General features: G+C 67.0%; 10 protein-coding genes. 6 read left to right on the forward strand and 4 right to left on the reverse strand.

The features are described 5' to 3' along the window. Nucleotides 1–72: 72 nt before the first annotated feature. Both JANGC3_RS29530 and JANGC3_RS0117085 read right to left on the reverse strand, forming a co-directional pair. Nucleotides 73–489, reverse strand: a complete 417-nt coding sequence (locus JANGC3_RS29530) for an SRPBCC family protein (protein ID WP_035787782.1) — start codon at nucleotides 487–489, stop codon at nucleotides 73–75. A gap of 194 nt (nucleotides 490–683) precedes the next feature. Continuing rightward, nucleotides 684–3779 (reverse strand): polymer-forming cytoskeletal protein, encoded by a 3096-nt coding sequence (locus tag JANGC3_RS0117085; RefSeq protein WP_081611893.1) that lies wholly within the window; start codon nucleotides 3777–3779, stop codon nucleotides 684–686. A gap of 218 nt (nucleotides 3780–3997) precedes the next feature. Here JANGC3_RS0117085 and JANGC3_RS0117090 point away from each other — a divergent pair, with 218 nt between their 5' ends. The 3 genes from JANGC3_RS0117090 to JANGC3_RS0117100 all read left to right on the forward strand — a co-directional run bounded on the left by JANGC3_RS0117090 (nucleotide 3998) and on the right by JANGC3_RS0117100 (nucleotide 5492). Continuing rightward, entirely contained in the window at nucleotides 3998–4504 is a 507-nt protein-coding gene (locus JANGC3_RS0117090; protein ID WP_017877708.1) for a winged helix-turn-helix transcriptional regulator, read from the forward strand. 106 nt (nucleotides 4505–4610) lie between these two features. Further along, a complete protein-coding gene (locus tag JANGC3_RS0117095) occupies nucleotides 4611–4937 on the forward strand; it encodes a hypothetical protein (RefSeq protein WP_017877709.1) in 327 nt (108 codons plus the stop codon). A gap of 111 nt (nucleotides 4938–5048) precedes the next feature. After that, nucleotides 5049–5492 (forward strand): thioesterase family protein, encoded by a 444-nt coding sequence (locus JANGC3_RS0117100; RefSeq protein ID WP_026133107.1) that lies wholly within the window; start codon nucleotides 5049–5051, stop codon nucleotides 5490–5492. Nucleotides 5493–5517: 25 nt separating this feature from the next. On the opposite strand, the gene JANGC3_RS0117105 is transcribed toward JANGC3_RS0117100, so the two are convergent. Then, nucleotides 5518–6006: a DUF3016 domain-containing protein gene (locus JANGC3_RS0117105; protein WP_051068322.1), complete on the reverse strand. Its 489-nt coding sequence runs from the start codon at nucleotides 6004–6006 to the stop codon at nucleotides 5518–5520. Nucleotides 6007–6472: 466 nt separating this feature from the next. On the opposite strand from JANGC3_RS0117105, the gene JANGC3_RS0117110 reads away from it, so the two are divergent. Further along, on the forward strand, nucleotides 6473–7981 hold the full coding sequence (locus JANGC3_RS0117110) for a DUF3369 domain-containing protein (RefSeq protein WP_026133108.1): 1509 nt from the start codon (nucleotides 6473–6475) through the stop codon (nucleotides 7979–7981). Between the two features lie 114 nt (nucleotides 7982–8095). On the opposite strand, the gene JANGC3_RS0117115 is transcribed toward JANGC3_RS0117110, so the two are convergent. Next, on the reverse strand, nucleotides 8096–10033 hold the full coding sequence (locus tag JANGC3_RS0117115) for a GAF domain-containing sensor histidine kinase (protein ID WP_017877713.1): 1938 nt from the start codon (nucleotides 10031–10033) through the stop codon (nucleotides 8096–8098). A gap of 110 nt (nucleotides 10034–10143) precedes the next feature. On the opposite strand from JANGC3_RS0117115, the gene czcI reads away from it, so the two are divergent. After that, entirely contained in the window at nucleotides 10144–10491 is a 348-nt protein-coding gene (gene czcI / locus JANGC3_RS0117120; RefSeq protein ID WP_017877714.1) for a cation efflux protein, CzcI family, read from the forward strand. A gap of 94 nt (nucleotides 10492–10585) precedes the next feature. Then, the gene (locus JANGC3_RS0117125) at nucleotides 10586–11869 is read left to right on the forward strand and encodes a TolC family protein (RefSeq protein WP_026133109.1); all 1284 of its coding nucleotides are present in this window, start codon (nucleotides 10586–10588) and stop codon (nucleotides 11867–11869) included. Nucleotides 11870–11877: the final 8 nt, after the last annotated feature.

An 11877-nucleotide genomic window follows, 5' to 3' on the forward strand; every position in this document is an offset into this window, starting at 1 on the left:
GGGGAATCGACGGCCAAATCGTTAAATACTGAACTATTCGTCACTGTTTCCAGCGTCCCCGGCCGCTTGCCGTCAAATGCCCATCAGCCGCCGCAAATCGACGAAGGCGCTCTCGTACAAATGCTGGAACACGTCGACCATGGCCTCCTCGACGCCCTCGACGGCGTCGAATTGGCTCGACCATTCGACGCTGCACTCGGCGGCGTCGTCGTCGCCGAGCACCCTCAAGGTCGAGTGGTAGTTGCTCACCGGAATAGGGCCGGAGACGATGCTGTAGCTGTACTCGCGCTGCGCCTCGCTAAAGCTCTGCAGGCGCTCGGCGATGACGGCGCCGTCGGTGGTCTTCAGGCGGCGCACGCGTCCGCCCTGCTCCGGCAGGCTGCTTTTGATCGAGCTGGACCACTCGGCCAGCGCGTGGAAGCCGCCGATGAACTCCCACACGCGCGCGGCCGGTGCCGCCAATGTCACAGAAACGCTTACTTTGGCCATCTTTATTCCCACATATTATTGTTCAAGCGGGCGCCAGGGTCGTGCTGTTGTAGCCTGCTGGCGCCCATCCGGGCAGGACATTACCATAAACACCCCAGCCCGGCCCGGCTACAGGTTCTCGGCCAGGTCCATTCGGAGGTAACGCGCATGGTCGGGTTCCGGTGATGGTGAAGACCATGCCTGGCGCGACAGCTTTAATACAGCTCGCGCAGATAAATGATCGGCCCGGCCTTGTAGAGGCCGAACGTGGCCTGCGCCGGGGCGCTCGGCAGGTATAGACTGCTCGGATTGCCCGGCAACAGGAAATTGATGATCGCACTGCCATTGTTGCCGGCGCCGGGGGCCGCCAAGCGCACCCTGGCCTCGCCGCCGGTGAAGGGCTGCTGGCCGGCCGGGCCGGCCAGCAGCACCGCCTTGCACTTGCTGGCCGCGGCCGCGTTGTACAGGTTCTTCGTGCAGGCGCTCAGACTCAGCGCGCTCGGCGTCAAGGCGCTGCTGTCGGCAAGGTTGGTGATCCAGGCGCCGGCGGCGTTGCGCAGTTGCGCGCGCACCGTGATCGTCATCGGCAACAACTCGGAGCCGTAATTGTTCGGGATCAGCATGCGCCCGCTGACGACGGTCAGGCCGGCCTCGGCGCTGTCGCTGGCGACGGCGCGCAGCGAGCTGGCGCGGTCGCTGTCGATGGCGCGGAAAAACACCTTGCTGGGCAGCGCGGTGATGGCCGGGTAGACATAGGTCTGGATCGCCCGCGCCTGGCCCAGCACGAACAACGACGCCGCCATTGGCGCCCCGGCGCCGGCCGCGTAACGCGGGTCGCCGGCCGCGTTCTGGGTGGTGCCGCCGTTGGCCAGCCAGCCCGTCAACAGAACTTGCTTGGCCAGGTTGGTGCCGGCGGGGTTGGCGGGGCTGGCGGGGCCGGAATAGTTCCGCGTAACGATACCGTCGGCGTTCAAGGCCCGCACCTGCAAGCCGAAGCCCTGGCTGGCGTAGACGAAGCCGTTGAGCGGAGCGACGCAGTTCAACACCCCGGCAATGCAGGTCATCGGCACGCCCGCGGTCAACGCGCCGGCCGGCAGTACCAGGGTGTCGAAACGGTCGGGAATAAAGCGCCCGACGTTGCCGCTGCCAGTGTCCGCGTTCAGCAGTTTGCCGGCGGAGTCCAGCGTCGGCGCGCCGGCGCTGCCGAGGTAACCGTTGCCGTTGGCGACCTTGGCGCTCAGCTTGATGACGCCCACTTCGCTCCAGGCCAAGTCGCTGACCGTCGCCGTGCCGGCGCCGAAGGACGGCGCCAGGTTGCCGCTCAAGCCGCCGTAGCCGGTAGCCGGCGCCGGCAGCCCCTCCGTTGCCGCCAGGCTCACCGTTTGCCTGGGCGTCTCCGCGCCGAAGTTGCCGGTGGTGGCGCCGTTGACGTTGCGCGCCGTGATCGTCGCGGAAAACGCCTTGCCGGCCGTGGTGAACACGGCGCCGGCGACGCTGGGGCTGGCGGCGCTCTGCGCGTCGACTGCGGGCGTGGCGCCGTCCCAGACCTTGTCGAATGTGAGCGTCGCCGGGGCCACCACGAAGGCGGCCGAGCCGCGCATCAGCAGCCCGGCGTCGCCGCCCGCGGCGCTGCCGCTGTAGACGGCGTTGACGCTGATGCGGCCAACGTCGGCGTACTTCCAGCCGGCGCTGGCCACGCCGCCGGCGTCGAAATGCAGCGGCGCCGCGACGCTGCCGGCGCCGCAGGCGATGGCCGTGCCGGCGAGCAATGCCTTGACGCCGCTGGTGGCGGGGTTGTCGTACACGCAGCTGAGGTTGACGACCTTGTCGGCATTGGCGAACATCGGCACGCAAGCCTGGCGGTCGCCGGACGCTTGCACCGCGCTGACCGAGATGCCGACCATGCTGTCGGCCCGGTGGTTGGGGATGCCGAGCACCAGGGCGGCGTCCGAGAATTCCATTATGCATTGTTTGGCGGGGTCGGAGGTGGCGGCGTTGACGCAGGTGGCCGGGTTCGACAGCGCCGCCGGGTTCGACTGCGCCGCCAGCGTGGCCGCGCCGCTGGTGAGCCGGCGCACCGTGGCGGCGCCGCTGACGCCGCTGGCGTCGAGCGTGACGGCCTGCCTGCCCGGCGTCAGCGTCACGCTCGGCTTGCCGCTGTAGTGCGGCGCGCTGCAGGCGGCGTTGGCGCAGGCCGTCAGCGTTACCGCGCGCGCCTGGCAGGTCAGCGCCGTGCCGGGGTGCGTGATGAGGATGTGGTGCGGCCCGGCCGGCGTCGGCGCGGCGCAGCTCGGCCCCCTCGGCGTGCTGGAGGCGTCGTAGCCGCTGTCGTTGGTGACGCAGTTGCACGGCGCGTCGACGGTGCCGCCGTTGCAGGTGATGGTCTTGGCCACCCGCCCGTGCCTGCCCAGCGTGATTGCGTCCACCGTGGCGTTGCCGCCGATATAGGCGCCCGCCGGTTCCAGCGTGACGCTGCCGGCCACAACGTCGCCCGAAATCGCGTCGCCCGAGCCGAGCGTGAGCGACGTCGACGCCGTGACGTTGCCGTTGACCACGACGCCGGAGGGGTGGACGTCGACGACGGCCGACACCAGGTTGCCGTTGACGGTGTTGTTGGCACCGACGCTCAGCTTGGTCGAGGCCGTCAGGTTGCCGTTCACCGTGCTGTTGGCGGCGTTGATGTCGATCGTCGCCGCCGTCACCGCGCCCTGCAGCGCGCTGCCCGAGGCCAGCGTGAACGTGCCGCGGGCGCTGACGTTGCCGCTCAGCGAAGACTGCGCGCCGGTGCTCACGTCGGCGCCCGAGATGGCGCCGACCACGGTCGCGTGCGAGGCGATGTCGACGTTGCCGACGGCGCTCAGGCTACCGGTCACCTTGGTCGCCGAGCCGCTGCCGATCTTGATCGTCGTGGCGGCGATATTGGCGACGATGCTCTGCGCCTGCGCGCCCATGCTGAAGGTGCCGCCCCGGGCGGTCAGCGTGCCGCCGCTAATTTGCAGGTTGTCGGTTTTAACGCCGCCGATGTCGAGGTTGCCGTTCACCGTCAACGCGGCGCTGCCGCTCATGACCAGCCCCTGGTGGAAGCCGAAGTCGAAGGAGCCGGCCGCCACCGTCACCGCGTAGCCGCCGGCGATGGTCACGACGTCGTTCTGGCCCCCCAGCGCCAGCGTGGCGCAGGTGTAGGCATTGCCCGCCAGCGTGCACGAGGCCACCGGGGCGCCGTTGAAAAGGAGGTTGCCGGCCCGCGTAGGCACGGCCAGGCCGAGCAGCGCCAAGCCGGCCAAAAAAAATATAGCACGGGCAATGTTCATGTCCGATTATAGGGCTGTTTCGACGCCGGGCGCAGCGCCGCCGCCGCCGCCGGCAATAAATGCCACCCGACAATACTATGCCGCTTGCCGGGGCAGCCAATACATTCCTGACAACAACATTATCCATACGCCAATTCAGCCGCGCGCGGCCTGTCAAACGAACGTGAGCGGCGCCGCGGGAACCGTTAAAATCGCATCCTCACACTGCAGGAGTCAAGATGAACTGGTCGGAAATTGGCGATACGCTGTGCCCCATCGCGCGCTGCCTGGCGGTGGTCGGCGATCGCTGGACCATGCTGATCATGCGCGAACTATTCTTTGGCAACCAGCGTTTCGACGGCCTGCAAGCCCAGACCGGCATGTCGCCGCACCTGTTGTCGACGCGCCTGAAGCGGCTCGAGGGCGACGGCGTCCTGGCGCGCGAGGTCTACCACGCCAAGCCGCGGCGCTACCAATATTGCCTGACCGCCAAGGGCGAGGACCTGTTCCCCATCGTGCTGACGCTGGCCGGCTGGGGCGACAAATGGGGCGAACTTGATCCGGCGCTAGCGGCCCTCAACGTGGTGCACCGGCACTGCGGCAAGCGGCTCGAGATCGCGCTGGCCTGTAGCGATTGCGGCGAGCAATTCGACGGCGCCGACCTGGACATGACCTTCGGCGTCGCCTACGACGCCGAGCGCGCCGGGCGCGCCGCCAGCTTCCAGGCCAACAAGGTGCGCGACTAGGCCAAGCGCGTGCTGCCAACCCAAGCTGGCCGCGCTGAACTAGGCTACGCCGCATAGGTCTACTCCTAGGCGAACCGCCGTTCGCCATCGTCCCGCGGAGCCTGCCATGTCCAACCCGAACCCCGCCGTTTTTGCCCCCGCCGCCCGCGCCGCCATAGCCCGGCTGGTCCGGCGCGTGCCGCACCTGCTGCCGTTCGCCGTGCTGCTGCCGGCGCTGACCGCCTGCGGCGGCGGTGGCGGTGGCGACCTGTATTCCGACTATTGCGGCGGCTCGCTGAGAAGCTTGGTCTACCGCAACGGCGCGGTGGGCGAGGTGCGCGACTGGCCGGTCGCCGACATCGGCAACGTCGTCTGGTTCGGGCAGGACGGCCAAAACGAACTTTATATGTTGAGCGCGGCCGGCACCGTCTACCGCATCGTGCGGGCGCCGTGAGCGGGAGGGCCAGGCTGGGCATTTTTCCCGGCGCCGCCGAAAGCGAGGCGCTAGAATTGCGTGTTACGCGTACGCATCGCGCCGCGCGCCGCCCACGCTCACGAGGACAACATGGCCCGTTTACAACTTGAATTTCCCGAAGATCAATATTGTTATTCGTCGCAACTGACGGTGCGGGTGACCGACATCAATGGCGCCAACCACCTCGGCAACGATTCGATGATTTCGATGATATCGGAGGCGCGCGCGCGTTTCCTGTTTGAATTGGGCGTGCGCGAAACCGAGATCGACGGCACCGGCATCATCGTCACCGACCTGGCCACCACCTACAAGGCGGAGGCGCACGCGCGCGACCAGTTGCTGTTCGAGGTGGGCGTGATGGACTTTAACAAATACGGCGGCGACATCACCTTCCGCGTCAGCCGTCCGCGCGACCAGGCCTTGATCGCGATGGCCAAGTCGGGCTTCGTGTTTTTCAACTACAAGACCAGCCAGGTGGTGCCGATGCCGGACGAGTTCCGCGCCAAGTTCCCGCAGGTGAACTGGATGGACTGAGGCGCCGCGCGCGGCGCCGGCAGCGCTAGCCACGCGGCGCGGCCTTGAACTGCTTGGCGAACCAGTCGTCGATCATGCGCTTTTCATAGCGCAAGCGGTCGCCCGACGCATAGCGGTTGAGCTTGTTCATATACGCCATGTCGGACAACTTCGCCTCGCCGCTGTCCAGTACCTGACCGTTCGACTCCAGCGTATAACGCAAGCTGATGCGCGGCCAATCGGCGCCGCCGCGCAACACCCGGATCTCGTCGGCGGTCCGGCCGGTCCGCTCTTCCCTGCCCGCCAAGTCGATGTCGCGGACCTCGACGTTCAGGTTCTGGCCGGCCGGCAAGCTCTTGCCCAGAATAAGGAAATGCGCGCTCAACTCCTTGAGAATCCGCTCGCGCTCCGCTATCGAGAACGGCAGGTCGGAGAATTTTTCCGGCTGGGTGTAGCTGACACTCACGGCCGCCCAAGTGCCGCCGCTGAGCGCCAGCGCGCACGCCGCCAGCATGGTTCGAGAAAATACGCGCATGATCTATCCTTTCCAATGGAAGCGGCGGCACAGGCCAACGCCGACCGTCAAGCGACTATAGGCCTTTCCCCGTCCCTTGGCAGCATAAGCAATATTTTGTTACGTCTGTCGCCTCTGGCATATGATCGACAAGCAAAATATTTTTCCCAAAAGTTACAAACATTAACAAAAACAAAGTATTGTTTCGTATGCACGGATATTTACTATTAAACACGAATAAATACGGCCACCACTGGTTATTTATTGCAATTCGGCAGTTTTTTTTCGTCAGCCGGCCCGCGCCCCGCGTGTTGCCCTGTTGCCTCACGCAGGTTGTATTGCTTGTTGTTAATAGTTTGATGTCAGTCTACAATCGATTACATGCGCCCTGAACCCGCGCAGCGCCGCTGCGGCTTCGCCGGGTAAACACCGCGCCGGCCGCGTCGTTAGCATTGCGTTAGTTGTGCCTTTTTGCGGAACTCGCCCTATGTCCTTTTTGTCTTCAGCAACGCCCAAGTTAGCGCCGTGGAAAATTTTGCTGGTCGATGATGAACCCGACATCCATGACATCACCAAGCTCACCCTCACCCGCTTCCGACTGGACGGGCGCAGCCTGAGTTTTGTACACGCCTATAGCGGCGCCGAGGCCAAGGAAGTGTTGGCGCGCGAGAGCGACATCGCGCTGGTGTTCCTCGACGTCGTCATGGAAAAAGAGGACAGCGGCCTGGAAGTGGCGCGCTGGATGCGCGAGGAACTGGACAACCAGTTCACCCGCATCGTGCTGCGCACCGGCCAGCCGGGCCAGGCGCCGGAGGAGCGCGTGATCGTCAACTACGACATCAACGACTACAAGGAAAAGACCGAACTCGACCGCACTAAGCTGTTCACCACCACCTTCGCCGCGCTGCGCGCCTACCGCGACATCATGAAGGTCGAGGAAGCCCGCCTGGCCCAGCTCAACTACCGCGAGGGCCTGGAACGGGTGATCGCCGCCTCGGCCCACATCTTCCAGCAACGCAACCTGCGCGACTTCGCCAGCGGCCTGCTGCAGCAAGTGGTGGCCCTGCTGCGCCTGGAGACGAGCATGCTGCTACGCCTGCGCGGCGCCAGCGCCATCAGCGGCGAGCAAGACTACGAGGTGCTGGCGCGCATCGGCGAGCCCGAGGACGGCGCCATGTTGAGCCCGGAGCTGCTGGCGCAACTCGACGACGCCAAGAGCAACAAGATTTCGCGCCTGCACGGCGACACCTACGTCGGCTACTTCCCCAACAGCAGCGGCAAGGCCTCGCTGCTGGTCTTGAAGGGCGTCGAGGAAATCTCCGAAATCGACGCCAAGCTGCTGGAAGTGTTTTGTTCCGGCGTCGCGATCGCCTTCGACAACATCCTGCTGACCCAGGAAATCACCGACACCCAGGCCGAATTGATTTTGCGCCTGGGCGACGTCGTCGAATCGCGCTCGAACGAGGCCGGCAACCACGTGCGGCGCATGTCCGAGGTCTGCCACTTGCTGGCGCAGGCGTCCGGCATGCCGGAGGAAGAGACGATGGTGCTGCGCCACGCGGCGCCGATGCACGACATCGGCAAGATCGCCACGCCCGACGCGGTGCTGCTCAAGCCGGGCAAGCTCGACGCGGCGGAATGGGAAATCATGAAGCAGCACCCGGCGGTCGGCCTGTCGATCCTGGACGGCTCGCAGCGGCCGATCTTGAAGGCGGCGGCCGTGATCGCCCACCAGCACCACGAAAAATTCGACGGCAGCGGCTACCCTCAGGGCCTGGCCGGCTATGCCATCCACCTGTACGCGCGCATTGTCGCGGTGGCCGACGTGTTCGACGCGCTGATGCACAAGCGCTGCTACAAGGACGCCTGGCCGGTCGGCGAGGTCGTCGACCACCTGCGCGAAGTGAGCGGCCACCACCTCGACCCGGTCTACGTCGAGCTGCTGATCCAGAACATCGACAAGGCGCTGGCGATCAACGAGCGCTTCCCCGACTGAGCCGGTAGCGCCGCACCGCTAAGTTCAGGGTTTTCGTGGGTCGGGTTAGCCGGCGGCGTAACCCGACTGGCGTCGGATTACGCCTCCCGCCGACGCCTTGGGGCCGGCGTTTTTCTAGCGGCGCGAACGCGGGAAGCGCAGCTGGTATTGCAGCCCGCGGCCCGGCGCGCTGTCGGCCTTGACGCTGCCGCCCAGCGCGCCCGTCACCAGGTTGTACAGGATGTGCGCGCCCAGGCCGCTGCCGCCGGAGCCGCGCTTGGTGGTAAAGAAGGGGTCGAACAACTGGCCCAGCGTGGCCGCGTCCATGCCGGCGCCGTCGTCGCCGTAGTCGAGCCGCACGCAGTCGCCGTCGTAGCGCGCGGCGATGCGGATGGTCCCGGGCATGTCCTGCGGGAAGCCGTGCACCAGCGAGTTGACCACCATATTGGTGACGATCTGCGACACCGCGCCGGGGAAGCTGTCGAGCTCCATATCCGCCGGGCAGTCGACCACGACCTCGATCGGCTTGCCCTTTAACTTAGGTTGCAGCGACAACAGCACCTCGCCCAGGTAATTGTTCAGGTTGAAATGGCGGATATTGTCCGACGACTGGTCCACCGCCACCTGCTTGAAGCTGCGCACCAGCGCCGCCGCGCGCTGCGTGTTGGTGGTCATGATGCGCAGCGTCTGGTCGATGATGTCGAAGAACTGGTTCAGGCCGTCCTCGTTCAACTCGCCCGCCGCCATCTCCTCCCGGGTCAGCTTCAACTCCTGCACCAGGTGGCTGGTGGCCGTCACGCAAATGCCCAGCGGCGTATTGATCTCGTGCGCCACGCCGGCCACCAGGCGGCCCAGCGAGGCCAGCTTTTCCTGCCGCACCAGCTCCGACTGCGCCTCGCGCAGCGCCGTCAGCGCGTCGTTCAGCGCCGCGTTCTGCTCCTCCAGCGTGTCCTTGGCGCGGCGTATCGCGCGCTCCGCCTGCATGCGCGCGATCGCCACCGCCACGTGGCTGGCCATGAACGCCAGGATGTCCAGGTCGGCCTGGCTGTAAAGCACCGACTGGTCGTAGCTTTGCACGATGATCACGCCGTAGGCTTGCTCGCCCAGCAGCATCGGCGCGCCCATCCAACTGGCGATGTTGACGTCGCCCAGCGGCTCGTCGATCTGGCCGCCGGCCGCCAGCGCCGCGTAGGCGCCGGCGTCGAGCAGGCAGGCTTGCTTGCGCTCGAGTACATAGGAACTCATGCCGATGCCGTAGCGGAAGCGCTTGACCGGCGCCTGCAGGTCCTTTTCATCGACGAAATACGGAATGCTGATGTCCTTGCCCTCCGGGTGGTACAGCGCGATCAGGAAGTTTTTCGCGCTCACCAGGCCGCTGATGATACGGTGCAGTTGCACGTACATCTTATCGGCGTCCCAGGCCGACGCCGACAGGTTGGCGATCTCGTACAGCGCGTGCTGCAGCGCCTCGGCGCGGCGCCGCTCGGCCACCTCGTGCGCCAGCGAGGCGGTGCGCTCCTGCACCGCGCGCTCGAGCCGGTCGACGCTCTGCATGCCCTGCAAGGCGCTGGAAACGTGGCTGGCGATCAGCTCGAACAGCGCCTGGTCTTCCTCGGAAAAGGTATGCCGCGTGTCGTAGCTCTGGATGACGATGGCGCCCAGCACCTGGTGCTGCCGGTCGAACAGCGGACAACCCATCCAGTGCTCGGCCGGGGTACCGCCGCCCCAACTGGCGCCGTCGATTTCCCTGGCCGACTCCTGCTCGGCCGTCATCACCAGCCGGCGCCGGTTCAACATCACCCAGGCCGTCGGCGACTGCTCCGGCGTGGCCAGCCGGTGGCCGGCGCGCGGGTCCGGCGCCGGGTCGAACTCGTCGACGAAATACGGGAAGCGCACCAGGCCGTCCTCCTGGTCGCTCAGGGCCACGTAGAAATTGGCCGCGTACATGATGCGCCCCAGCGCCGCGTGCACGGCTTGCAGGAATTCGCTGATATCGCTGCAGGTGCTCGACCGTTGCCCGATTTCCAACAACATGCTTTGCACCGCTTCCAGGCGGCTGAGACGGCTTTCCATCGATTCTTCCCTTATTAATTAATTCATATGGGAAATACTAGCAGGACCAGGGAAGTCTGCGCCAGCCCCATCGCATGCGCCGGTCCGCAATCGATTAAAATAGCCCCCTGATGAAAAAATTCTTCCTGATCCTGCTGCTGTTGGTCTTGCCGCTCCAGATGTCCTGGGCCGCGGCGAGCGCCTATTGCCAGCACGAACAGGACCAGAGCGCCCGGCACCTGGGCCACCACGGCCACGAGCACCAGACCAAGTCGGAGCAGACGCCGGCCAAGAAGGACGCCGGCCAGCCGCACAGCGACTGCAACTTCTGCCACGGCATCGGCCAGGCCAGCTTTCCGGTGACGTCCGGCCTGGCCGCGCTGGCCCCCGGTTCGCTGGCCGTCGCGCCCTGCCCCTTCTTCTACGCCTCCCACATCCCGGACGGCCCCAAGCGGCCCGACTGGCGTTCCGTCGCCTAGCCGACGGGACCGCCACCACACCTGCGCTAACGCCATTTTCTAGCGAAACGAGCTGAGGTCTCGTCGAATCCTTCCCTACTATCCGGAGAATTCGATGCACCGATTTTTATTGCCACTGAGCGTGGCGGTATTCGCCATGCCCGCAACGGCCGCGACGCCAACGCCGTCTGGCGCGCACGACACGTACAGCGCCGCCGCCGGCAACGCCGGCGAAGCGGCCGCCGCCCTGACCTTGCCGGCCGCGTTGGCCCTGGCCATGCGGGCCAACCCCGACCTGTCCGCCGCCCGGCACGAGGCGGCGGCGCTGGACGGCGCCGCGCAACAGGCGCGCGCGCTGCCCAACCCGCAACTGCAAACCCTGGTCGAAGACAGCCGCCGCGCCACCCGCAGCACGACCGTCCAGCTCAACCAGACGCTGGAACTGGGCGGCCAGCGCGGCGCCCGCATCGACGCGGCGCGCCACGGCCGGGACGGCGCCGCCCACGACCTGGCGGCGCAACGCGCCGCCACCCGCGCCGCCGTCAGCGTCGCCTTCGTCGAGGTGCTGGCCGCGCAGGAAGGCCTGCGCCTGGCCGACAGCGCCGCCGCGCTGGCGCGCCACGCCGGCGACATCGCCGCGCGCCGCGTCGCCGCCGGCAAGGCCTCGCCGGTCGAGCAAACCCGCGCCCGCGTCGCCGAAGCCGCCGCGCGGCTCGACGCCAACCTGGCCGGCGGCGCGCTGGCCGGCGCGCGCAAGCGCCTGGCCGCCCTGTGGGGCAATCCGGCGCCGCCCTTCAGCCAGGCCGAGGGCCGGCTGGAACCCTTGCCGGCCCTGCCCGACGAGGCCGACCTGGCGCGCCGCCTGGGCAACGCCCCCGCCGTGCTCAAGGCGCGCAGCGCGCTGGCCCAGCGCACCGCGATGGCGCAGCTGGAGCGCAGCCGCCGCACGCCGGACCTGAGCGTCAGCGTCGGCGTCAAGCGCTCGGCGGAACTGGGCCGCAACCAGGCCATCTTCGGCCTGTCGCTGCCGCTGCCGCTGTTCGACGGCAACCAGGGAAATGTGCTCGAAGCGCTGCGCCGCGGCGACAAGGCGGCCGACGAACTGGCCGCCGCCAGCATCCGCAGCGGCGCCGAACTGGCCGCGGCGCGCCAGACGCTGCAGGACGCGCGCCAGCAAGTCGAGGCGCTGCGCGGCGACATCCTGCCCGGCGCGCAAAGCGCCTACGAGGCCGCCGCCAAGGGCTTCGAATACGGCAAGTTCGCCTTCATCGACGTGCTCGACGCCCAGCGCACGCTGCTGCAAGCGAACACCCAACACCTGCGCGCGCTGGCCGACGCGCACAAAGCCGCCGCCGAGATCGACCGCATCCTCGGCGAACCGGCCCACGCCGCCGAATAAGGAACACT

The organism is Janthinobacterium sp. CG3, assembly GCF_000344615.1.
In the GTDB taxonomy this organism is placed as follows: Bacteria; Pseudomonadota; Gammaproteobacteria; order Burkholderiales; family Burkholderiaceae_D; genus Janthinobacterium.